At 69.9% G+C, this 21,082-nt stretch carries 23 protein-coding genes, 2 tRNA genes and 1 pseudogene; 15 read left to right on the plus strand and 11 right to left on the minus strand.

The window, feature by feature from the left end; translation table 11 throughout:
* Window positions 1–179: 179 nt before the first annotated feature.
* Window positions 180–551 carry an antitoxin gene (locus L0H79_RS10350; protein WP_301484522.1) on the minus strand — a complete coding sequence of 124 codons (372 nt, stop codon included), beginning with the start codon at window positions 549–551 and terminating at the stop codon, window positions 180–182.
* A 308-nt stretch (window positions 552–859) separates the two neighbouring features.
* On the opposite strand from L0H79_RS10350, the gene L0H79_RS10355 reads away from it, so the two are divergent.
* The 3 genes from L0H79_RS10355 to L0H79_RS10365 are packed head-to-tail and all read left to right on the plus strand — an operon-like array spanning window position 860 to window position 1,691.
* On the plus strand, window positions 860–1,234 hold the full coding sequence (locus L0H79_RS10355) for a hypothetical protein (RefSeq protein WP_301484523.1): 375 nt from the start codon (window positions 860–862) through the stop codon (window positions 1,232–1,234).
* Between the two features lie 2 nt (window positions 1,235–1,236).
* The gene (locus L0H79_RS10360; protein ID WP_301484524.1) at window positions 1,237–1,533 is read left to right on the plus strand and encodes a hypothetical protein; all 297 of its coding nucleotides are present in this window, start codon (window positions 1,237–1,239) and stop codon (window positions 1,531–1,533) included.
* Window positions 1,527–1,691 carry a hypothetical protein gene (locus L0H79_RS10365; protein WP_301484525.1) on the plus strand — a complete coding sequence of 55 codons (165 nt, stop codon included), beginning with the start codon at window positions 1,527–1,529 and terminating at the stop codon, window positions 1,689–1,691. Before L0H79_RS10360 ends, L0H79_RS10365 begins: the two co-directional genes overlap by 7 nt.
* Window positions 1,692–1,718: 27 nt before the next feature.
* On the opposite strand, the pseudogene L0H79_RS10370 reads toward L0H79_RS10365, so the two are convergent.
* The 3 genes and pseudogenes from L0H79_RS10370 to L0H79_RS10380 form a co-directional block, all read right to left on the minus strand.
* Window positions 1,719–2,144, minus strand: a pseudogene (locus tag L0H79_RS10370) (sugar phosphate isomerase/epimerase family protein); the annotation flags it as partial.
* A complete protein-coding gene (locus L0H79_RS10375; RefSeq protein WP_301484526.1) occupies window positions 2,126–2,578 on the minus strand; it encodes a hypothetical protein in 453 nt (150 codons plus the stop codon). The pseudogene L0H79_RS10370 and the gene L0H79_RS10375, both read right to left, overlap by 19 nt.
* Before the next feature lie 50 nt (window positions 2,579–2,628).
* Window positions 2,629–2,702: transfer RNA gene (locus tag L0H79_RS10380), tRNA-Ile, on the minus strand.
* Window positions 2,703–2,810: 108 nt separating this feature from the next.
* Here L0H79_RS10380 and L0H79_RS10385 point away from each other — a divergent pair.
* Together L0H79_RS10385 and L0H79_RS10390 are read left to right on the plus strand one after the other, a co-directional pair.
* Window positions 2,811–3,161, plus strand: a complete 351-nt coding sequence (locus tag L0H79_RS10385) for a bifunctional 3-phenylpropionate/cinnamic acid dioxygenase ferredoxin subunit (RefSeq protein WP_301484527.1) — start codon at window positions 2,811–2,813, stop codon at window positions 3,159–3,161.
* Window positions 3,162–3,336: 175 nt separating this feature from the next.
* Window positions 3,337–3,840 (plus strand): DUF3145 domain-containing protein, encoded by a 504-nt coding sequence (locus tag L0H79_RS10390; protein WP_301484543.1) that lies wholly within the window; start codon window positions 3,337–3,339, stop codon window positions 3,838–3,840.
* Between the two features lie 109 nt (window positions 3,841–3,949).
* Here L0H79_RS10390 and fabF read toward each other — a convergent pair whose 3' ends face one another.
* The 5 genes from fabF to L0H79_RS10415 all read right to left on the minus strand — a co-directional run bounded on the left by fabF (window position 3,950) and on the right by L0H79_RS10415 (window position 8,975).
* Window positions 3,950–5,197, minus strand: a complete 1,248-nt coding sequence (gene fabF / locus L0H79_RS10395) for a beta-ketoacyl-ACP synthase II (RefSeq protein ID WP_301484528.1) — start codon at window positions 5,195–5,197, stop codon at window positions 3,950–3,952.
* A gap of 99 nt (window positions 5,198–5,296) precedes the next feature.
* Window positions 5,297–5,545: an acyl carrier protein gene (locus tag L0H79_RS10400; protein WP_301484529.1), complete on the minus strand. Its 249-nt coding sequence runs from the start codon at window positions 5,543–5,545 to the stop codon at window positions 5,297–5,299.
* 79 nt (window positions 5,546–5,624) lie between these two features.
* Window positions 5,625–6,731 (minus strand): beta-ketoacyl-ACP synthase III, encoded by a 1,107-nt coding sequence (locus L0H79_RS10405; RefSeq protein WP_301484530.1) that lies wholly within the window; start codon window positions 6,729–6,731, stop codon window positions 5,625–5,627.
* A 12-nt stretch (window positions 6,732–6,743) separates the two neighbouring features.
* Window positions 6,744–7,685, minus strand: coding sequence for an ACP S-malonyltransferase (locus tag L0H79_RS10410; protein WP_301484531.1), 942 nt, complete (start codon window positions 7,683–7,685; stop codon window positions 6,744–6,746).
* Window positions 7,686–7,745: 60 nt separating this feature from the next.
* A complete protein-coding gene (locus L0H79_RS10415) occupies window positions 7,746–8,975 on the minus strand; it encodes a CdaR family transcriptional regulator (protein ID WP_301484532.1) in 1,230 nt (409 codons plus the stop codon).
* A gap of 388 nt (window positions 8,976–9,363) precedes the next feature.
* On the opposite strand from L0H79_RS10415, the gene L0H79_RS10420 reads away from it, so the two are divergent.
* Window positions 9,364–9,747: a phage holin family protein gene (locus L0H79_RS10420; protein WP_301484533.1), complete on the plus strand. Its 384-nt coding sequence runs from the start codon at window positions 9,364–9,366 to the stop codon at window positions 9,745–9,747.
* A 214-nt stretch (window positions 9,748–9,961) separates the two neighbouring features.
* On the opposite strand, the gene argG is transcribed toward L0H79_RS10420, so the two are convergent.
* Window positions 9,962–11,386, minus strand: coding sequence for an argininosuccinate synthase (argG, locus tag L0H79_RS10425; protein WP_301484534.1), 1,425 nt, complete (start codon window positions 11,384–11,386; stop codon window positions 9,962–9,964).
* 227 nt (window positions 11,387–11,613) lie between these two features.
* Here argG and L0H79_RS10430 point away from each other — a divergent pair, with 227 nt between their 5' ends.
* Window positions 11,614–12,564, plus strand: a complete 951-nt coding sequence (locus L0H79_RS10430; RefSeq protein ID WP_301484535.1) for a hypothetical protein — start codon at window positions 11,614–11,616, stop codon at window positions 12,562–12,564.
* A gap of 121 nt (window positions 12,565–12,685) precedes the next feature.
* Here L0H79_RS10430 and aceE read toward each other — a convergent pair whose 3' ends face one another.
* The gene (aceE, locus tag L0H79_RS10435) at window positions 12,686–15,457 is read right to left on the minus strand and encodes a pyruvate dehydrogenase (acetyl-transferring), homodimeric type (protein ID WP_301484536.1); all 2,772 of its coding nucleotides are present in this window, start codon (window positions 15,455–15,457) and stop codon (window positions 12,686–12,688) included.
* Between the two features lie 238 nt (window positions 15,458–15,695).
* On the opposite strand from aceE, the gene L0H79_RS10440 reads away from it, so the two are divergent.
* The 8 genes from L0H79_RS10440 to L0H79_RS10475 all read left to right on the plus strand — a co-directional run bounded on the left by L0H79_RS10440 (window position 15,696) and on the right by L0H79_RS10475 (window position 20,975).
* Entirely contained in the window at window positions 15,696–16,106 is a 411-nt protein-coding gene (locus L0H79_RS10440; RefSeq protein WP_301484537.1) for a DUF3052 family protein, read from the plus strand.
* A 17-nt stretch (window positions 16,107–16,123) separates the two neighbouring features.
* Window positions 16,124–16,612, plus strand: a complete 489-nt coding sequence (locus L0H79_RS10445) for a peroxiredoxin (RefSeq protein ID WP_301484538.1) — start codon at window positions 16,124–16,126, stop codon at window positions 16,610–16,612.
* Window positions 16,613–16,686: 74 nt separating this feature from the next.
* A tRNA-Val gene (locus tag L0H79_RS10450) sits at window positions 16,687–16,759 on the plus strand.
* A 1-nt stretch (window position 16,760) separates the two neighbouring features.
* Window positions 16,761–17,645: a Nif3-like dinuclear metal center hexameric protein gene (locus L0H79_RS10455; protein ID WP_301484539.1), complete on the plus strand. Its 885-nt coding sequence runs from the start codon at window positions 16,761–16,763 to the stop codon at window positions 17,643–17,645.
* Complete coding sequence (locus L0H79_RS10460; protein WP_367652458.1) at window positions 17,590–18,375, plus strand: zinc ribbon domain-containing protein; 786 nt, start codon at window positions 17,590–17,592, stop codon at window positions 18,373–18,375. Before L0H79_RS10455 ends, L0H79_RS10460 begins: the two co-directional genes overlap by 56 nt.
* Entirely contained in the window at window positions 18,372–19,358 is a 987-nt protein-coding gene (locus L0H79_RS10465; RefSeq protein ID WP_301484540.1) for a reverse transcriptase-like protein, read from the plus strand. Before L0H79_RS10460 ends, L0H79_RS10465 begins: the two co-directional genes overlap by 4 nt.
* A gap of 25 nt (window positions 19,359–19,383) precedes the next feature.
* Window positions 19,384–19,797 (plus strand): rhodanese-like domain-containing protein, encoded by a 414-nt coding sequence (locus tag L0H79_RS10470; RefSeq protein WP_301484541.1) that lies wholly within the window; start codon window positions 19,384–19,386, stop codon window positions 19,795–19,797.
* Window positions 19,794–20,975 carry an O-succinylhomoserine sulfhydrylase gene (locus L0H79_RS10475; RefSeq protein WP_301484542.1) on the plus strand — a complete coding sequence of 394 codons (1,182 nt, stop codon included), beginning with the start codon at window positions 19,794–19,796 and terminating at the stop codon, window positions 20,973–20,975. Before L0H79_RS10470 ends, L0H79_RS10475 begins: the two co-directional genes overlap by 4 nt.
* The last annotated feature ends 107 nt before the right edge of the window (window positions 20,976–21,082 follow it).

A 21,082-nucleotide genomic window follows, 5' to 3' on the forward strand; every position in this document is an offset into this window, starting at 1 on the left:
ACTGTTTCCCCCAAACGATAGGCGTCGGCTCCCACACGCGGGCACCAGTCGAGAAAATTGTGACTGGTGAGGCGAGTGAGACGAAGGTAAGCACCAATGGGCACGACCGGCAGGCGGTGTGAGTGCTACGGCCGAGGTCCCCGGCCGGCCGTCGACGCGACCGGGGCACCTGTTGAGGTTCAGCCGCGCGGGGTCTCCGGGTGGCTGGCCGGGGAGGCATCGGACGCCTCTTCGGTGAAGGCCGAGTGCCGGTCCTCGGGAACAACGTGGCGAGCCTTTGCGCCCTGCTCGATGAGCTTGTCGAGGCCTCTGTCCACCTGGGCTCGTACGGTGGTGACCTTCTCGGAGTGCTTGCCGTGGGTCTTCTCGTCGAACGCCTGCCCGGCCTTGGCGAGCGCTCCGTCGATCGTGTCGCGGTTCTGCGTCGTCAGATCGGCCAGGGCACCGAGCGCGGTGCGGGCCATCTCCACGGCGGCATCGCCGAAGTCCTTGGCCTTGGCCGTGAAGTGGACTTCCTCTGCCTTGTGCTTCATCTGCTCACTGAATGTCATGGACTCATCCCGTCTGTGCTGCGCCTCAATGCTGCGCCTCAATGCTGCGGCTTGATGCTGAGACTGCTGTCAAGCACAGCATCCGCCACCTGGGCGAGTTCTGCTACGGGGGTCGACCCTGAACGATCCCGGACCCGACCCCGAGATCCGTCGAACGGGCCGCGTCGAGCACGAGGCTGGCGTAGCGTGAGCGAGAGGCAGGCGCGGGCCCGACAGGCCCGTGATTTTGGGCCTGCGGTCCTGGACGGGGGGTCATGGCGCAGACGGCAACGAGCACGGGGCCGGCATCCCTGACCGGAGGCCTCGTCGTGGTCTGGCTCGGCGCGCTCGTCGCACTGATGGCTGCGTGGGTGGGGGCCACGGTCGTTCCGTACTTCCAGTACGACCTCGACCGACTACCGCTCGCCGCCTTCGAGAACGGGATGTCTGGTTTTCCGCGGCCGTGGTTCCCGACCGACAGCAGCGTAGGTGGTCTGCTGGCGATCCTTGCCATGCTGATGCCTATCCCAATGGCGTTCTGCAGCGTGATCGCGGGCGCCCTCGTTCTCGCGACCGGCCGGAAGGACCTAGCGCCTGCCGAGTGTCGGCTGATGTGGGCGGTGGTCGTCCTGGCGGCCGTCATGCTCGCGGTGATCTTCTCGCCGCTCGGCCTTGCCCTGAACGCCTGGTGGTGGCTGGACTGACCATGACACAGACAACGACCGAACGACTGCCCACCGTCCTGACCGTCCGTGTCGTCGGCTGGTGGCTCGCGGTCGTGGTCGTGTGCGCGGCCGCGTGGGTGCTGTGCTTCGTGGTTCCCTACTACGTCAACGACCTCGACGAGCCGTTGCCGCCCGACTACTCGGGGCCCTTCTACGACCCCGATGGACTCTGGCCCAGCACGGTGAATCCCGCCGGGGTGTTCGGCTTCCTGTGGAACGTCCTGTGGGCGGCGGCCAGCATGGTTGCCTTCTCGTTTCACCCATCGTCGCGGTGCTAAGCACCCTGCTGGTCGGCTTCAACGTGGCGTTCCCTCCCAAGGACCTGAGCCCTGCCGCGCGCCGACTGCTCTGGGCCCTCGTGATCACGGCCGCACTGCTGACCGCGCTGATCTTCTCGCCTTTCGGCCAGGCTCGCCTCGACTGGGCTCTCGACTGACGTCGGGACAGCGTGTGCCGGCGAAGATCACCCGCGGTCAAGCACCATCCTGGCGCTCTCACCGGCCCGGGCGAGTGCCTCTCGGACCGGCTTGGACCGGTGTTCGTCGGACAGGATCTCGACACCCCACGGCCCGTTCCATCCGGCGGTCCGCAGGGAGGTGATCATCCCGGCCAGGTCGAAGGCGCCCTCGCCGCAGTACCGGCGACGATGAACCGTGTCCTCGAACAGGGTTCCGGTCACGTGCTCGTCGGCATCGTTCAGCTCGACGCCGACGATGCGATGCTGCGGCACCGAGGCGAGGTCGGCAACCGGCGTGTTCGCGCGGGCGATGTGCCACACGTCGATGACGACGCCACCCGCGTCGTGCCCGGCCTCCTCGACGAGGCGTAGGCCGTCGTGCAGTGTCCTGATGTTCGACCAGGGGAAGAACTCTATGCCCAGGCGTGCGCCGACATCCTGCGCCTGTGCTGCGAGCCCGGCGAACTTCTCGGCCCACCGGCCGCGGTCCCAGGACCGTCGTCACCGTCGGGTGTGATCTTGATGTGACGGGCGCCCAGAGCCTCGGCAGCCTCGAGCAGTTCGTGCCGGACCCGGTCGGACTCGGGTTGCCGGGCCCCGTCATCCCACCAGTGCGGGATTCCCTCGAGCTCGAGGTGGGCGATCCCGTTGTCGGCGAGCATGGCCTGGATCCCGGTCAGCCGGTACTGCGCCACCGCGGCGGGCAGGTCGTCGGACAGCAGGCCGAAGCCGGTGAAGCCGGCCGATGACGCGGCCTCGATCCGTTCGCGCAGGGTCAGCGGGCTGCGCAGGTCCGGTCGGTCGGAGGCAGCGTCACCTGCGCTGGTCCAGCAGGTGGCGAGCAGCTCGTCCGGAGTATCACGCACGATGTCGCCCTTCCAGGTCGTATCCGGGCACTCGATCGCACGAGCACCGGTGGGGCAGGTGGGGCTTGAACCCACGACCGACGGATTATGAGTCCGCTGCTCTGACCGGCTGAGCTACTGCCCCGGTCGACCGCTGTCGGGTCCGCACCGGTCGCGGGGGAGTCTATCCGGCGCAGGTGTGCCCTGCCGCGCTGGATAGTCTCGAAGCGTCCGAACCACGACGAGGAGCACCATGACCGAGGGCATCCGGGTAGCCGCCATCGACGACGTCGAGCCGGGGGAGGCGCTCCTGCTGTCCCTCGAGCTGACCGGCACCGAGGACCCCATCTCGCTCTTCCGCGACGACGACGGCACGTACTACTGCATGGACGACACGTGCTCGCACGAGGAGGCTTCCCTCTCCGAGGGCTGGATCGAGGACTGCGAGGTCGAGTGCCCGCTGCACTCCTCGCGGTTCTGCCTCAGGAACGGACGCGCCATGTGCCTGCCTGCCACGGAGCCGGTCCGGACGCATCGGCTGGAGATCCGGGATGACGACATCTACATCTTCCCGGGGGTGCCGTCCGACACCGCGGGCGAGTGAGCGTCGTGCGGTGCGTCCACTGGTGCGACTGTTCCGGATGGGGCACAATGGGCGGCGGCTCACGCGAGTGAGCTGAGCGGCATACAACACGACAGCACGGCACAGCCGACCCGGGAGCGCGAGGTCGTTGGGGAAGACGTCCCTTGCACTCGAGGAGGTCCGGATGTCTGCCGCGATGTCGCGCACCATGACGCGCGGGGTGCTGTTCGTCCACGGCACCCCCGCTGCGCTGTGCCCTCACATCGGCTGGGCCGTCGAGTCGGTACTCGAGCGTGCCGTCACCCTCGACTGGATCGCCCAGCCGGTGCAGCTCCGGATGGTGCGGGCGGAGCTGTCCTGGACCGGCCCGGTCGGCACCGGCGCGGCGCTGGCCAGCGCGCTGCGCGGCTGGCAGGGGCTGCGCTACGAGGTGACCGAGGAGGCCTCGCTTGTCTCGGACGGCTCCCGGTGGACGTACACGCCGAGCCTGGGGATCCACCACGCGTGGATGTCGGTCTCCGGTGACGTCGTCGTCAACGAGGACCGCCTCCGTGAGGCGATCGCGCGCAACGTCGGCGACCCGGAGGGCCTGCAGGACGAGATCGGCCTGCTCCTCGGTTCACCGTGGGACGACGAGCTCGAGCCGTTCCGGTACGCCGGCGAGGGCGCCCCGGTGCGGTGGCTGCACAAGGTCGGCTGACCTGGCGAAGGCCCGGGCGGTTCGTGCGCCCGGGCCTTCGCCCACTTGTTCGTATGCCGCTGAGCTGACTTTCGTAGGCCGCTGAGCTCGCGTTCGTGTGACGATGAGCTCAATAGGTGCGGATGGCGAGGGCGACGTTGTGGCCGCCGAAGCCGAAGGAGTTGTTCAGGGCGAGCAGGTCGCCGTCGGGCAGCTTGCGGTTCTCCGTGACGACATCGAGCACTATCTCGGGGTCCTGGTGCTCGAGGTTGATCGTCGCCGGGATGACCCGGTGGTACAGCGAGAGGATCGTCAGGACCGCCTCCAGTGAGCCCGCCGCGCCGAGCAGGTGACCGGTCATCGACTTCGTGGCCGTGATGGCGATGTCGTCGGTCAGGTCGCCGAAGGCGCGGCGGATCGCGTTGTACTCCGCGACGTCGCCGACCGGGGTTGAGGTCGCGTGGGCGTTGATGTGGACCACGTCGCCGAGCGAGGCCCCGGCGTTCTCCACGGCGAAGGTCATCGCCCGGGCGGCGCCCGAGCCCTCCGGCTCCGGGGCGGTGATGTGGTGCGCGTCGGCCGACATGCCGACGCTTGCCAGCTCGGCGTAGATCCTCGCGCCGCGGGCCTTGGCGTGCTCCTCGGACTCGAGGACGATGACCGCGGCTCCCTCACCGAGGACGAAACCGTCGCGGTCGACGTCATACGGGCGGGACGCCTGTTCCGGCGCGTCGTTGCGGGTGGACAGCGCCTGCATCGCGGCGAAGCCCGCGATCGGCATCGGGTGCACAGCCGCCTCGGTGCCACCGGCGACGACGACTTCGGCTCGGCCCGAACGGATCATCTCGATGCCGAGCCCCATGCTCTCGGCTCCCGACGAGCACGCGCTGACGGCAGTGTGCGAGCCGGCGCGGGCGTGCAGCTCGAGGGACACCGCTGCAGCGGGGCCGTTCGGCATGAGCATCGGCACGGCGAGCGGATAGACCCGGCGCGGGCCCTTCTCCCTCAGCACGTCCCACTGGTCGAGCAGGGTCCAGACGCCGCCGATGCCGGAGCCGATCGCGGTGCCGAGGCGTTCCGGATCGATCTCCGGGGCGCCGGCGTCCTGCCAGGCCTCACGGGCCGCGATGAGGGCGTACTGGCTCGACGGGTCGAGACGCCGGGTCTCGACCTTCTTGAGCACCTCGCTGGGAGGGGTGTGGATCGTGGCCGCGAAGTGGACGGGCAGCTCGTACTTGGCCACCCAGTCGAACTCCATGGTCCGGGCGCCGGAACGTCCGGCGAGGATGGCGTCCCAGGTCTCGGGGGTCGTGCCCCCGACGGGAGTCGTGGCGCCGAGCCCAGTGACCACGACGCGCCGGTCGTGAGTGGACGGCATATGAGGTGCTCCTCTGTCGAAGAAGTGAGGGTTGCTGGTGCAGGGTGGTGACCCGCGGCGCGACCGACCCTGGGAGCGGGCCGGTCACGCCGGATGTCGTCAGCCCAGGCCGTTGGAGATGAAGCTGACCGCGTCGCGGACGGTCTTGAGGTTCTTGACCTCGTCGTCCGGGATCTTCACGCCGAACTTCTCCTCGGCGTTGACGACGATCGTCATCATCGAGAGGGAGTCGATGTCGAGGTCGTCGGTGAAGGACTTGTCGAGCTCGACCTGGTCGGTGTCGAGGCCGGTCTCCTCGTTGACGATCTCGGCAAGACCCTCGAGGATCTCCTGCTCGGACTGTGCCATCTGATTGCTCCTTGTGTTGGGGGTGCTGGTGCTGCGTTGGTCCCGATGACCCGCGGGACCAGCGGGTGAACGGGTGTCGTCAGGGAAGGACGATGACCTGCGCAGCGTAGACGAGTCCGGCCCCGAAGCCGATCTGGAGTGCGAGACCGCCGCTCGGGATCTCCTTCTCGGCAAGCATGCGGGTCGTCGCGATCGGGATCGAGGCGGCCGAGGTGTTGGCGGTCGTGACGATGTCGCGGGCGACCGGGATGTCGGCGGGCAGCTTGAGCTGCTTGATCATCGCGTCGATGATCCGGATGTTGGCCTGGTGCGGGATGAAGGCGTCGAGGTCCTCGGCGGTGATGCCGGCTGCGTCGATGGCCTTCTGCGCGACCGGGGCCATGCCCCAGACGGCCCAGCGGAAGACGGCCTGCCCAGCCATGGACAGCGTCGGCCACTGCGCCGCGTCGGGGGTGGCCTCCTCGCCGGCTTCGTCCCGGGGTGGGCCGCCGGCGGCGTCCGTCATGGTGCGGCCCCGGAAGCAGCCGCGGATACCCGTCCACGGCTCGGTCTGGCTGATCGTGTCGCGCTGCTCGCCCTCCGATCCCCAGACCGTCGGGCCGATGCCCGGGGTGTCGGACGGGCCGATGATGCAGGCACCCGCACCGTCACCGAAGATGAAGGCCGTCCCGCGGTCGTACGGGTCGGTGAAGTCGGACAGCTTCTCGACGCCGATGACGAGGACATGGTCGGCCGTGCCGCTCTTGACCATGTCGCTGCCGACGCCGACGCCGTAGCAGTAGCCGGCGCAGGCGGCTGAGATGTCCATCGCGGGGGCGTTCGAGCCGAGTTTCGCGGCGAGCTCGGGGGCGGCCGCGGGTGTCTGGTAGGGGTGGGTCACGGTCGCCATCAGGACGAAGCCGAGCTGCTCAGGGGCGATCCCGGCGTGCTCCATTGCCTGGCGCGCGGCCGCCTCCGCCATGTCGATGACGCTCTCGTCCGGGGCTGCCCAGTGCCGGCTGACGATCCCGGACCGCTCGCGGATCCACTCGTCGCTCGAGTTGATCTGCGCGACGATCTCGGAGTTGGGCACGACCCGGGCGGGACGGTAGGCGCCGACGCCCATGATGCGCGAGTGGCGGGCCGGAGCGGGGGCGACGATGGTGCCGGTGCCCTTGGGGGCAGGGGCTGTTGCGGAGGTACTCACGAGGTGGCCTTCTCAGTTGGTGGAGTGGGAGGTTGCGGTGTGCTCGCGGATCAGGTCGCGGGCTGCGTCGAGGTCCTCGGGCTTCTTGAGTGCCACGGCGGGCACGCCCTTCATGGCGCGCTTCGCGAGCCCGACGAGGGTGCCGGCGGGGGACACCTCGATCAAGCCTGTCACGCCGAGGTCGAGCATGGTGCTCATGCACAGGTCCCAGCGGACCGGGTTGCTCACCTGGCCGACGAGACGCCGGACGACGTCGGTGCCGCTCGTGACGGCCTCGCCGTCGGCGTTGGACAGCAGCGTACCGACCGGGTCGTCGGGGGTGATCGCGCCGGCCAGCCGGGCGAGGGACTCGACAGCCGAAGCCATGTGCGAGGTGTGGAAGGCGCCGGCGACCTTGAGGGGGATGACCCGGGTCTTGGCGGGCGGGTCGTCGGCGAGGGCCGACAACTGCTCGAGGGTGCCGGCCGCGACGATCTGGCCGCCACCGTTGACGTTGGCCGGGGTCAGGCCGTGCCCTTCGATCACGGCGAGCACCTCGTCCTGGTCGCCGCCGAGGACCGCCGACATCCCGGTCGGGGTGACGGCGCTCGCCGCGGCCATCCCGCGGCCACGCGCGCTGACGAACTCCATCGCCGGCTCCTCGGCGATCACGCCGGCGGCGACGGCCGCGGTGATCTCGCCGACCGAGTGGCCGGCCCAGACGGCGACGTCCGGTGCGGTCTCGGCGCCCAGGAGCGCGCCGAGCGAGACGAGCCCGGCGGCGACGATGAGCGGCTGGGCTACGGCGGTGTCCTTGATCGTGTCGGCGTCGGAGACCGTGCCGTGCTCGACGAGGTCGAGCTGGGCGCCCTGGCCGAGCCGGGTCAGGTGGTCGCGGGCGCCGGGCAGCTCGAGCCAGGGTGCGAGGAAACCGGGGGTCTGGGAGCCCTGTCCAGGGCAGAGGATCGCAAGCACCCCCCTAGCATTCCCGAAACCAGGTGCATTTGTCGCCTCCGAACGCCACCAAGTCGAGAGCTATCCTTTGGAGGTTTCCTCCAAGACGGCTGGGCGCAGATGCCGCGGCGCCGCCGGTTCTGGAGCGTTGAGCGTGCCGAGGGCCAGTGCGATCCGCACCGCCCAGGCCTCCCGGGGGGTGGCGAGGTCGTAGTCGATGAGGTCGCTGATCCGGCCGAGTCGGTAGCGAACCGTGTTGGGATGCACGAACAGGCTGCGGGCCGTCGCCTCGAGCGAACCCCCTTGGTCGAGGTAGGCCGCGGCGGTCTCGAGCAGGGGCGCCTGGGCCGGCTGGGCCAACGGCTTGTGGATCCGGTCGACGAGGATCCGCCGGGCGCGCTGGTCACCGGCCAGGGCGCGTTCCGGTAGCAGCGCGTCGGACTCGACGATCCGTGGGGCCGCCGGCCAGGCAGGGGCAGCATCGAGCCCGCTCAGCGCGGCCCGGGCCGAGCGTCCGGCCGCAAAGAGGTGCGGCACGGTCGGCCCTACGACGATGGGGCCGTCCCCGAAATGGTCGGCGATGTCGGCGACGATCTGTCCCGGTCGCCCCGTGCCGCCCAGGATCACCATCAGGTGTCTGCGCTGGACGATGGCCAGCGCCTCGACGCGGCCTCGTCGCAGCGCCCGGCGGATGGCGTCGACGGCCACCGCTGGTCCCGTGTCCGACTCGGGCGCCGCGCCGACGACGAACGTGACCTGGGCGACGCTGCCCCAGCCGAGCGCCGTCGCGCGTGACTGCATGGAGGCGTCCGCCTCGCCACGAAGGACGGCGTCGACGACGAGCGCCTCGAGCCGGGCGTCCCAGGCACCGCGGGCCTCGGCCGCGTCGGCGTAGATCTCGGCCACCTCGAAGGCGATCTCGCGGGAGAAGACGAGGACCGACTCGCGCAGCGGGGCCTCGTCGCCCGGCTCGGCGAGCTCGTCGACATGTGCCTCGACGACGTCGACGACGGTGCGGATGAGGTCGATCGTCTGGCGTAGGCTGACCGACCGGGTCAGTTCGCGTGGGGCGTTGCCGAAGATGAGATCGGCCGATGGCGCCAGGTTGCCGTGGGCGCGGAACCACGCGATGAACTCCGCGATACCTGCCCCGACCACGAGCCCGACCCAGGAGCGCTCCTCTGCTGTCAGGCGCCGGTACCAGGAGTGCTGCTCCATCCCCGCCGTCGCAGCGGCCGTGAGGATGCTCGTGCTCCGGTCCACGGCCCGCGCCGTCGCCGGGGTCGGTGACGTGCGTCGCTCCTCGCTCACGCGGCCAGCCTACGGCTGCGTTGTATGCCGCTCACAAAGCTTGTTGTGCCACCGCATTACCGCTCGCCCCGGCACCACCGCGGACCCCCACGCGGACCCCTGCGCAGGCGACGTGCTCGGCCAGTGGCGCGAGCGACGGGCGTGGAGGCGCGATGCCCCGGACCACGATGCCGGGCCACGCCACGCAGTGGCGGTCAGTTCGCCAGGTGGGATCCCGTTCGGTGAGATACTCGGTGCGTCCACCGTCGCCGGACCGCTGATCTGCGATGCACCCGGTTCAGCGACCGCTGGAGTCGCGTTGTCCTTCCGCCCGTCCCTGTCCATCAGCCGCGTCACCTGCCCTACCGCAGCCCGCGCGGGTCGCGGGTTCGCCCGCCAGGAGGTTCTCATGATCAGGCTGCTCATCCGGGCCGCCATCTTCGTCGTGTCCGCCGCCCTGGGGCTACTCGTCGCGGCGTGGGTGCTCGACGGGTTCAGCATCTCCGCGAGCGGTCTGCTCGTCTCGGCCGTGGTGTTCGCCCTCGCGCAGAGCATCCTGTCTCCCTTCGTCCTGAAGATGACGAACCGGTACGCGCCGGCGCTCATGGGTGGCTTCGGCCTGGTGTCGACGATCGTCGCGCTGGCCGTGGCGACCCTCGTCTCCGGAGGTCTGCGCATCTCCGGGGTGTCTGCCTGGGTGTTGGGCGGCCTGATCGTCTGGCTGGTCAGTGCGCTCGGCGGATGGCTGCTTCCCCTCGTCCTGCTCAAGAAGCGGCTCGCGGCCACCGAGTGAGCGCCGGCCCCATCGCGTTCGTGCTCGGCGGCGGAGCGCCCCTCGCGTCTGATCCAGGTGTGCACGCGCCCAAATCGACAGTGCACAAATCATGATCGACAGTGCACAAATCATGATCGACAGTGCAGAAGTTGGGATCGACAGTGCAACCCTTCGCCGCCCTGATCTGACCGCGTGCACTCTCGATGACGACAAGTGCACTGTCGATGTGGGGTCAGTCGGTGCCGAACTCCATCGCGGCGCGATCGAGAGCGTCGTCCTCCCGGTCGACGTTGGCCGCCGCCGGGTTGGCCGAGATCGCGACAGCACCGCCGGGCGTGAGCTCCCCGACCAGCTCGGCGGCACGGACCCCGAGCAGGCCGGCGGCGGCATACCCCTCGAGCTTCGAGCGGGAGTCGGCGATGTCGAGGTTGCGCATGGTCAGCTGCCCGATGCGGTCGACGGGGCCGAATGCCGCGTCCTCGGTGCGCTCCATCGACAGCTTCTCCGGGTGGTACGAGAAGGTGGGTCCCGCGGTGTCCATGATCGACCAGTCGTCGCCGCGCCGGAGCCGTAGCGTGACCTCGCCGGTGACGGCCGAGGCGACCCAGCGCTGCAGCGACTCGCGGATCATGAGGGACTGTGGGTCGAGCCAGCGGCCCTCGTAGAGCAGGCGCCCCAGGCGGCGTCCCTCGTTGTGGTAGCCGGCGATGGTGTCCTCGTTGTGGATCGCGTTGAGCAGCCGCTCGTAGGTGATGTGCAGCAACGCCAGCGCGGGCGCCTCGTAGACGCCGCGAGACTTCGCCTCGATGATCCGGTTCTCGATCTGGTCGGACATGCCCAGCCCGTGCCGCCCGCCGACGCGGTTCGCCTCGAGTACGAGCGCGACCGGATCGTCGTAGCGCACCGCGTTGATCGCGACGGGACGGCCCTGCTCGAACCGGACGGTGACGTCCTCGGGCTCGATCTGCACGGAAGGGTCCCAGAAGCGCACGCCCATGATCGGCTCGACGACCTCGACCGACTCGCTGAGGAACTCGAGGGTCTTCGCCTCGTGGGTGGCGCCCCAGATGTTCGCGTCGGTGGAGTAGGCCTTCTCGGTCGAGGTGCGGTAGGGCAGGTCACGAGCGGTGAGCCACTCGGACATCTCCTTGCGGCCACCGAGCTCGCTGACGAAGTCGGCGTCGAGCCACGGCTTGTAGATCCGCAGGTGCGGGTTGGCGAGCAGGCCGTAGCGGTAGAACCGCTCGATGTCGTTGCCCTTGAAGGTCGAGCCGTCGCCCCAGATCGAGACGTCGTCCTGCTGCATCGCGCGTACGAGCAGGGTGCCGGTGACGGCCCGGCCGAGCGGCGTCGTGTTGAAGTACGTCTTGCCTCCGCTGCGGATGTGGAAGGCGCCGCACACGATGGCCGACAGGCCCTCCTCGACGAGCGCGGTCCGGCAGTCGACGAGGCGGGACAGCTCGGCACCGTACTGCCCGGCCCGGCCCGGGACCGAGTCGATGTCGTCCTCGTCGTACTGGCCCAGATCGGCCGTGTAGGTGCACGGGACCGCGCCCTTCTCGCGCATCCAGGCGACAGCCACAGAGGTATCGAGACCGCCGGAGAAGGCGATCCCGACTCGTTCACCGACAGGGATGGAGGTCAGTACCTTGGACACCGTGTAAGTATATGCATGAATGCGTATACTTATCCAAGTCCGTCTGGCCGCAGCTCATCGTTGGGGGCGTGACTGCGCCTGCACCGCACGTCTGCGGGTGCCCCAGCGGCTGGTGGCCCGAAGGACAGTCGGTGGCCGTATCCACAGCCACCTCCAGTGATGCCGGTCGTACACAGCTCCATGGGGAGGCGTTGTCGTCCGAACCGGCTTCCCCGGATCGTCGGGACATGAACCTGAACCTTCTCGCCCGAGACGGCATCTTCTCGACCTCGGAGGCTGCGCGGCACGGCCTGGACCAGCATGCGCTGCGTCGCCTTGCCGCCCAGCAGAGCTGCGTCCGTCTAACCCGTGGCTGGTTCGCGGTCGTCGGCGACACGGCTCCGTCCCGCGAACAGCTGCATGCCCTGACTGCCCGCGCACTCGGCAGGCAGTTCAGCCACCGCGCGGCCGTCAGCCATTATTCGCGGCTCATCCTTGCGGAGCTGCCGACGTTCAGGCCGGATCTAGATGTCGTGCATCTCACGTCGGTGGTTGACATGGTCCGGCTTGAGCCTGACGGCACGCTTAGCCCGCGCAGTCCGTCCGTGCGCCGCCGTGGCGTGGTGATCCACAGACCGATCGGGCTGCGCATCCCGCGGGAGGACACGCCTCGACCGTTGACATCGTGGTGCCTTCCCGTTGCCTACTCCGTCGTGCAGGCTGGGTTGCTCGGTGGGCCTGAGGCCTTCCTCGTCCCGGCCGACGCCGCGACGCGCAACGGACTTGTCGCGGCTGAGCAGCTGGGCGAGGCCGTCGATCGGCTGGCCGGTCACACTGGGATTGGTCCGGTGCGGGCGTCCCTGGCCCTCGTGGACGGTCGCCGGGAGTCTCCGGGCGAGTCGCGGACCGCCTACCTGCTGGCAGGGCTCGGCTACGACCTCGAGCCGCAGTTCGAGGTCGCAGCAGGCGGGCACCGCTTTCGGGCGGACTTCCGGATCAAGCGAACCAAGGTCCTCGTCGAGTTCGACGGCGCAGTGAAGTACGCGGACGGTGACCGGCGGACCCTTTTCGACGAGAAGCGCCGCGAGGACGCGCTGCGGCGAGCGGGCTGGGTCGTCGTCCGGGTGGTGTGGGCGGACCTGTCCCGGCCCGATGTCGTCCGCCGGCGGATAGCGGATGCCGTGGCGCTCGCAGCCTGACTGCTCGACGGCCCAGCGACTGCCCCTGTTGCGCCTGACTGCTGGGCATCCAGCGGTCAGGCGCAACAAACACAGTCGCTGCACCCGCCCGTGCTGGGCGGGCTCGGTCGGTGCCGCGCCGCTACGACTCCCCACCGGCGTTGCCGGATGTGCCGGCCGTGACGTCGTCGAGGCGGTACTTGGCGGCCGCCTTGGCCGGGAAGTCGGCGTCGACCCGGCCCTCCGTGGCGAGCATCTGCAGCGTGCGCACCGCCACCGACGGGCCGTCGATGTGGAAGAACCGGCGTGCCGCGCGGCGGGTGTCGGAGAAGCCGAACCCGTCCGCCCCCAGCGTCGCGTAGGGGCGGGGCACCCAGTCGCGAACCTGGTCCTGCACGGCGCGCATGAAGTCCGAGACCCCGATGACCGGGCCCTCGGTGTCCCTCAGACAGCGGGTGACCCAGGCCTCGCGTGCGGGCTCCTCGGGGTGCAGGAACGCCTGCTCGTCGCAGTCGAGGCCCTCGCGCCGCAGCTCGTTCCACGAGGTCACGGACCATACGTCGGCCGCGACACCCCAGTCGTCGGCGAGCAGCTGCTGGGCCTCGAGGGCCCACGGGACGCCGACGCCCGAGGCCAGGATCTGGGCGCGGGCAGGGGTGTGCTGCCAGCCCTCGGTGGGCGCGTCGGCGATCTTGTGCATCCCCTTGAGGATGCCCTCGACGTCGACGTCGGCCGGCTCGGCGGGCTGCTGGATCGGCTCGTTGTAGACCGTCAGGTAGTAGATCAGGTTGGCCGCGTCACCCTCCTGCCCCTCGCCGTACATCCGGCGCAGGCCGTCCTGGACGATGTGCGCGATCTCGTAGCCGTACGCCGGGTCGTAGTGGACGACGGCCGGGTTGGTCGACGCGAGCAGCGGGCTGTGCCCGTCGGCGTGCTGCAGGCCCTCGCCGGTCAGGGTCGTGCGGCCGGCGGTTGCGCCGATGAGGAAGCCGCGGGTCATCTGGTCGGCGGCGGCCCAGAGCCCGTCACCGGTGCGCTGGAAGCCGAACATCGAGTAGAAGACGTAGACCGGGATCATCGGCAGGCCATGGGTGGCGTAGGACGTACCGACCGCGGTGAACGAGGCGACCGACCCGGCCTCGTTGATGCCCAGGTGCAGGATGTGTCCGTCGGTCGCCTCGCGGTAGGCCAGCATGAGGTCGGCGTCGACCGGCGTGTAGTTCTGGCCGCCCGGGTTGTAGATCTTGATCGTCGGGAAGAACGCGTCGATCCCGAAGGTGCGCGCCTCGTCCGGGATGATCGGCACGACGCGGTCGCCGAACTGCTTGTCGCGCAACAGGTCCTTGAGCAGCCGGACGAAGGCCATCGTCGTGGCGATCTCCTGCTTGCCCGACCCCTTCTTGACCTGCTTGTAGGCGTCGTCGCCGGGCAGGTGCGGCGCGGCGAACCGGACCCGGCGCTTCGGCAGGGTGCCGCCGAGCTCGCGGCGCCGGTCGACCGAGTACTTGACGGCGGGGTTGTCCGGGCCGGGGTTGTAGAACGGCGGACGGTAGGGGTCGGCCTCGAGCTGGGAGTCGCTGATCGGGATGCGCAGCGAGTCGCGGAAATGCTTGAGGTCCTCGAGGGTCAGCTTCTTCATCTGGTGGGTCGCGTTACGGCCCGCGAAGTGCGACCCGAGGCTGTAGCCCTTGATCGTCTTGACGAGGATCACGGTGGGCTGGCCGGTGTGGTCCATCGCGGCCTGGTAGGCGGCGAAGACCTTGCGGTAGTCGTGACCGCCCCGCTTGAGGTTCCACCAGACCTCGTCGTCGGTCCAGCCCTCGACCATCTTGAGGGTGCGCGGGTCGCGGCCGAAGAAGTGGTCGCGGACGTACCTGCCGTCGTTGGCCCGGAAGGTCTGGTAGTCGCCGTCGCTCGTCGCGTTCATGATGTGCACCAGCGCCCCGTCACCGTCGGCGGCAAGGAGCTTGTCCCAACCACGGCCCCAGACCACCTTGATGACGTTCCAGCCGGCTCCCCGGAAGAACGCCTCGAGCTCCTGGATGATCTTGCCGTTGCCGCGAACCGGGCCGTCGAGGCGCTGCAGGTTGCAGTTGATCACGAAGGTGAGGTTGTCCAGCTCCTCGTTGGCTGCCAGCTGCAGGACCCCGCGCGACTCGGGCTCGTCCATCTCGCCGTCACCGAGGAAAGCCCACACCTGCTGCTGACTCGTGTCCTTCAGGCCCCGGTTGTGCAGGTACCTGTTGAACTGCGCCTGATATACGGCGTTCATCGGGCCGATGCCCATCGAGACCGTCGGGAACTCCCAGTAGTTCGGCAGCAGACGTGGGTGCGGGTAGGACGGCAGGGCGCGCACGGTGCCGTCGACGTAGTGGCTGTGCTCCTGCCGGAACCCGTCGAGTTCGGCCTCGGACAGGTGCCCCTCGAGGAAGGAGCGGGCATACATGCCAGGGGAGGCGTGGCCCTGGAAGAAGACCTGGTCGCCGCCGCCGGGGTGGTCCTTGCCCCGGAAGAAGTGGTTGAAGCCCACCTCGTAGAGCGTCGCCGCCGAGGCATAGGTCGAGATGTGGCCACCGACGCCGATGTCGGGGCGTTGGGCGCGGTGCACCAGGACGGCCGCGTTCCACCGGATGTAGCGGCGGAACTCGCGCTCGACCTCCTCGTCGCCCGGGAACCAGGGCTCGCGCTCCGGCGGGATCGTGTTGATGTAGTCCGTCGCGGTCAGCGACGGGACACCGATCTGCTGCTGGCGGGCCCGCTCGAGCAGCTTGAGCATGACGTAGCGCGCGCGGGTGCGCCCCTTGTTGTCGAGGACCGCGTCGAGAGAGTCCAGCCACTCCTGCGTCTCCTCGGGGTCGATGTCCGGGAGCTGGCTGGGGATTCCGTTGAGGATCGGTCCGGCTTCGGGTGCCACGTCGCATGTCCTTTCGTCGCGCCGAACGCGCAGGACCGGTCGGCTCTGCACGCGCCTCGTCCCATCCTTCCCCAGATGGTGTGTCACGTCACAACCGACTCGGGGGCTGCGGCACGCAGTCCGCCGCACCGCAGCCGAGAGCAGAGCCCGCACGGGCGTTGCCGCACGGTACCGTGCTCCCCACGGGGTCACCGACCCCACCGGCAGTCAGGACGAACGAGAGGGTGGTGACCCGAGCATGACCGCGGGAGCGGCGGCACTGGGAAAGCTCGGCTTCGCCCAGGGGCAGGTCATCCAGGAGTTCGGCTACGACGACGACGTCGACGACGACATCCGGTCGGCGATCGAGGATCTCGTTCAGGGCCAGCTCGAGGACGAGGACTTCAACGAGGGCGCCGACGGCATCCTCATCTGGTACCGCGACGGGGACGAAGACCTCGGCGACCTGCTCGTCGACGGCCTGACCAACCTGTTCGACCAGGGCTTCCTCGTGCTGATGACGCCCAAGGCGGGCCGCGAGGGCCACGTCGAGGCGAGCGAGGTCGAGGAGGCGGCCGCCGCGGCCGGCCTGCAGACCGGCGGAGTGGTCAACGTGTGCCACCACTGGACGGCCAGCCGGCTCATGTCGCCGAGGGGTGCTCGACGCTGACTGGCACACTTGGCGCCATGAGCGATCTCGGCCAGGTTCCGGATGTCGGCGACCTGGCGCCGGACTTCACGCTGCGTGACCACCACGGCGTGTCGGTCTCGCTCGCCGGGCTGCAGGATCGGACCAACGTGGCCCTCGTGTTCTTTCCCTTCGCCTTCTCCGGCATCTGCACGGGTGAGCTGCGCGAGATCCGCGACGGTCTCGAGGACTTCCAGCACGACGGCATCCAGGTGCTCGCCATCTCGTGCGACCCGATGTACAGCCTGCGGGCCTGGGCGGATGCCGAGGGCTACTTCTTCCCGCTGCTGACCGACTTCTGGCCCCATGGCGAGGTGACGCGACGGTACGGCGTGCTCGACGAGAAACGGGGTGCACCGCTGCGGGCGACGTTCCTGCTCGACACCGAGGGCCGTGTCGTCTGGCGGGCGGTCGGTGCCCTGGACCAGCGCCGCGACTTCGGACCCTATCGTGCGGCCCTCGCCGACCTGCGATCGAGCACACGCTGAGGCCCCCGGTCCTGCTGCCCACCTGACAGAATGACCTTCGGCCGTGCGGTGCCCTCGCGGGCTCGGTCCGGCGGGGGCCTGTAGCTCAGGTGGTAGAGCACCGCGTTTACACCGCGGGTGTCGTCGGTTCGATCCCGGCCGGGCCCACATGCCAGATCATGTACGACTGCGTGAGGTCGTCGCACGGCTCGAAGCGCTGTACCCACCGGCGAGCGCGGCTGCCTGGGACCGCGTCGGCCTCGTCACAGGCGACCTCGACCAGCCGGTCCGGCGGATCCTCTTCGCGCTCGACCCCACTCTCGCCGTCATCGAGGAGGCCACCGCTTGGGGGGCAGACCTGCTCGTGACGCATCACCCGCTCCTGCTGCGTGGCGTGCACTCGGTCGCCACGACCGGCGCGAAGGGCGCCAGCGTGACGCGGCTGGTCGTGGCGGACATCGCGCTCTACGTCGCCCACACCAATGCTGACGTCTCCGACCCCGGCGTCAGCGGGGTGCTCGCGGATGCGCTCGGGCTCGGTGGCCAGCGTCCCCTGTCACAGATCGAGGGGTATGCCGCTGGGCGGGTCGGTGAGCTGCCCGCACCGCTGTCCCTGGTGGCGTTCGCCACCCGGCTGAGCGAGGTGCTGCCCCCGAGCGTCGGCGGCATCCGAGTCGCCGGCGACCCCGACGGTGCGGTCCGCACCGTGGCCGTCCTCGGCGGTTCCGGCGACGACCAGTTCGACGCGGTGCGAGCCAGCGGCGCTGACGTCTACGTGACCGCCGACCTGCGCCACCACCCCGCCCTGGAGGCCCGCGAGGAGGCCCGCGGCAGCCGGCCCTACCTGATCGACGCAGGTCACTGGGCGACCGAGTCGCTCTGGCTCGAGGACGCGCGCCGGCGCCTCCTCGACGCGCTGGGCGAGGACGCCGGGCAACCCGTTAGGGTCGAGTCCAAGGTGTCGACCATTCGCACCGAGCCGTGGAGTTTCGTGGTGGGTGCCGACATGCCCGGCACGCCAGACCTGGATCCGGAGGTGCGTCCTGAAAGCTGACCCGTCCCGCCAGTGGCGCCTGCTCGACCTGCAGGCGGTCGACATCCGGCTCGACCAGATCGCCCACGCCAGGGCGCACCTGCCGCAGACCCCGGCGATCTCCAGTACCGAGTCGGAGCTGTCCGACGTCGAGGTCGACCTCGTCAACGCCCGCACCGCGGTCGACGACGTCCAGCGCGAGCTGACGAAGGCCGAGCAGGACGTCCAGCTGGTCCGAGACCGTGCCGCCCGCGACCAGGCCCGCCTCGACTCCGGTCAGGGGTCTGCGAAGGACCTGACGTCGCTGCAGCACGAGCTCGTCTCCCTCGCCCGGCGTCAGGGCGAGCTGGAGGACCTGCAGCTGGAGGTCATGGAGCGTTCCGAGTCGCTGACCGGGCGGGTCGCGCAGCTGGAGCAGACCAGGGCCGAGATCGCCACCCGTCTCGATGCGCTCCGAGCCGAGGAGGCTGCGGCGCTGCGAGAGCTGGAGTCCGAGTCCGGCGAGGTCACCTCGAGGCGCCCGGACCTCGTGGCGGGCGTCGGCCAGGACCTCGTCGCGCTCTACGAGAAGATCCGGACCACCAGCCGGGGCGTCGGCGCGGCCGAGCTCAAGCACCGCCGCTGTGGTGGCTGCCAGCTCGAGCTCGGCACGGTCGACCTCGACCGGATCCGCAAGGCCCCCGAGGACGAGGTCGTGCGCTGCGAGGAGTGCCGCCGGATCATGATCCGCACGGGAGAGTCCGGGCTGTGACGAGCGCGGGACGTCGTCGTCTCGTCGTCGAGGCGGACGGCGGGTCCCGTGGCAACCCCGGAGTAGCCGGCTACGGCGCGCTCGTCCGCGACGGCGAGACCGATGCGGTCCTGGTCGAGCTCGCCGAACCGCTGGGGACGGCGAGCAACAACGTGGCCGAGTACTCCGGTCTCATCGCCGGCCTCCAGGCCGTCCTCGACATCGACCCCGCGGCGCAGGTCGAGGTGCGGATGGACTCCAAGCTCGTCGTCGAGCAGATGTCCGGGCGGTGGAAGACCAAGCACGCGGACATGCGGCGCCTCGCCGGGGAAGCCCGGGAGCTGACTGCCCGGATCTCTTCCAGTGGTGGGTCGGTCGCCTTCTCATGGGTGCCGCGCGAGCAGAACGCCGCGGCCGACGCGCTGAGCAACGAGGGGATGGACGGGCACAGTGTGCACCGCGACCGGGGCGTCTCCGGCCTCGACGCCGTCGACCCCGAGCCGCTTCCGCAGGGGGGTGAGGCGACGGCACAGGGCTCGCCGCAGGCGGAACGGGTAGGCACGGCCCTGCGGCTGCTGCTGGTCCAGCTGCCCACCGACGAGTCCCGGGCCGCGCAGGTCGCCGCCGGGGCGCTCGAGCTGCTCGGGCCGGGTACGCGTGTCGTGGCCGGCAACGATCCGCTCGCGAGACAGGTCGCACGGCACATCGCGCGAGCGGTCCGCGCGGACGTGCTCGACTCCGACGAGTGGGCGGGTGTGAGCGGCACCGCGGGCGCAGACCCGCGGGTGACAGCGGCATACCGCCGCCTGGGTGAGCAGGGTGGCACCGTCGCCGCGGTCACCACCCGCCGGGGGGTGCTCAGCGTGCTGGCCGAGGTGCTGCATCTGGCGCCGGAGCAGTTCTGGGTGGTCGCGACCGCCCCGGGCAGCCTCAGTGCTGTCGAGGTGCGGCCCGACGGGACCGCGTCGGTGGCATTCACGAACCGGACGGCCCACCTGCGCTGAGGGCGGCTGTGCCATATTCGGGCGCATGAGCTATGCCGGTGACCTCAGCCCGACCGACACCTGGACGGCCCTCGAGGCCGAACCGGACGCCGCCCTCGTCGACGTGCGGACCCGTGCGGAGTGGACCTACGTGGGCATCCCCGACCTGACGAGAATCGGGCGTGAGGTCGTGCGGATCGAATGGGTCGGCTATCCCGAGGGCCGGGTCAACGACCGGTTCACCGAGGAGCTTGCGGCAGCGGGCATCGCGGTGGACACGCCGGTCTACTTCCTGTGCCGCTCCGGTGTGCGGTCGATCGCGGCGGCCGAGGTGGCGACGGCGGCCGGATGGCATCACGCCTACAACGTGCTCGACGGGTTCGAGGGGCCGCACGACACCGAGCACCACCGCACGGTCTCCGGATGGAAGGTCGCGGGACTGCCGTGGGTGCAGGGATGACCGGGGGACCCGACACCTGGCACCCGGACACGCTGGCGGTGCGGGCCGGGCAGGCGCGCAGTGGGTTCCACGAGACCTCCGAGGCGCTCTACCTGACGTCGGGGTTCGTCTACGAGACCGCCGAGGCGGCCGAGGCCGCGTTCGTCGGCCCGAGCGACCGGTTCATCTACTCGCGCTACGGGAACCCGACGGTGCGGATGTTCGAGGATCGGATCGCGCGGATCGAAGGCGCCGAGGCGGCCTTCGCGACTGCCTCCGGCATGGCAGCGGTGTGGGTGGCCCTCGCCGCGCTCGTCGGCAACGGCGACCGGGTTGTCTCGTCGCGCTCGCTCTTCGGCTCGTGCTTCGTGATCCTCGACGAGATCCTGCCGCGCTTCGGGGTGGAGACGGTCTTCGTCGACGGCCCCGACCTCGAGCAGTGGCGCGAGGCGCTGTCCGTGCCGACGAGCGCCGTGTTCTTCGAGACCCCGAGCAACCCGATGCAGGAGCTCGTCGACATCCGCGCGGTCTCCGACCTCGCCCACGCCGCGGGTGCAACGGTCGTCGTCGACAACGTCTTCGGCACGTCGGTCTTCTCCAAGCCGCTCGAGCACGGTGGGGACATCGTGGTCTACTCGGCCACGAAACACATTGACGGGCAAGGGCGGACGCTGGGCGGCGCAGTGCTCGGGCCTCGCGAGTTCATCGACGGGCCGGTGCAGAACCTCATGCGGCACACGGGTCCGGCGATGTCGCCGTTCAACGCGTGGGTCCTCGTCAAGGGCCTCGAGACGATGTCTCTGCGGGTGCGACGGATGGCCGAGAGCGCGCTCGAGGTGGCTCACTTCCTCGAGGGCCACCCGCGAGTGCGGCGAGTCGTCCACCCGTTCCTCGACTCGTATCCGCAGCACGAGCTGGCGAAACGGCAGATGCTCGGTGGCGGCACGGTCGTCACGTTCGAGATCGACGGGGGCAAGGCCGAGGCCTTCGCGTTCATGAACGCCCTGCAGATCGTCGACATCTCGAACAACCTCGGCGACACGAAGTCGCTCATCACCCACCCGGCGACGACGACGCACCGGCGGCTCACCCCCGAGGCTCGCCAGACGGTCGGCATCACCGACGGGGTCGTGCGCATCTCGATCGGGCTGGAAGACGTGCGCGACCTCATCGGCGACCTCACGCAGGCCCTCGGCTGAGGATGGTGTCGCCGCGGTGCCAGGCGGCGGATGGTGTGGTCGGGCGGCGTCACGGGTCATGGGCCCATCCTTCCAAAAGGCCCAGGAGGACGGTCCGGTGCTGCCCC

Origin of the sequence: Intrasporangium sp., assembly GCF_030452765.1 — a bacterium.
In the GTDB taxonomy this organism is placed as follows: Bacteria; Actinomycetota; Actinomycetes; order Actinomycetales; family Dermatophilaceae; genus Intrasporangium_A.

Bases quoted from the DNA above. Each gene is read 5' to 3' on its own strand.
- L0H79_RS10430 (WP_301484535.1), top strand. From the start codon at position 11,614: ATGAACCTGAACCTTCTCGCCCGAGACGGCATCTTCTCGACCTCGGAG.
- L0H79_RS10455 (WP_301484539.1), top strand. From the start codon at position 16,761: ATGCCAGATCATGTACGACTGCGTGAGGTCGTCGCACGGCTCGAAGCG.
- L0H79_RS10420 (WP_301484533.1), top strand. From the start codon at position 9,364: ATGATCAGGCTGCTCATCCGGGCCGCCATCTTCGTCGTGTCCGCCGCC.
- L0H79_RS10400 (WP_301484529.1), bottom strand. From the start codon at position 5,545: ATGGCACAGTCCGAGCAGGAGATCCTCGAGGGTCTTGCCGAGATCGTC.
- L0H79_RS10445 (WP_301484538.1), top strand. From the start codon at position 16,124: ATGAGCGATCTCGGCCAGGTTCCGGATGTCGGCGACCTGGCGCCGGAC.
- L0H79_RS10475 (WP_301484542.1), top strand. From the start codon at position 19,794: ATGACCGGGGGACCCGACACCTGGCACCCGGACACGCTGGCGGTGCGG.
- L0H79_RS10470 (WP_301484541.1), top strand. From the start codon at position 19,384: ATGAGCTATGCCGGTGACCTCAGCCCGACCGACACCTGGACGGCCCTC.
- L0H79_RS10385 (WP_301484527.1), top strand. From the start codon at position 2,811: ATGACCGAGGGCATCCGGGTAGCCGCCATCGACGACGTCGAGCCGGGG.
- L0H79_RS10440 (WP_301484537.1), top strand. From the start codon at position 15,696: ATGACCGCGGGAGCGGCGGCACTGGGAAAGCTCGGCTTCGCCCAGGGG.
- fabF (WP_301484528.1), bottom strand. From the start codon at position 5,197: ATGCCGTCCACTCACGACCGGCGCGTCGTGGTCACTGGGCTCGGCGCC.
- L0H79_RS10350 (WP_301484522.1), bottom strand. From the start codon at position 551: ATGACATTCAGTGAGCAGATGAAGCACAAGGCAGAGGAAGTCCACTTC.
- L0H79_RS10390 (WP_301484543.1), top strand. From the start codon at position 3,337: ATGTCGCGCACCATGACGCGCGGGGTGCTGTTCGTCCACGGCACCCCC.
- L0H79_RS10360 (WP_301484524.1), top strand. From the start codon at position 1,237: ATGACACAGACAACGACCGAACGACTGCCCACCGTCCTGACCGTCCGT.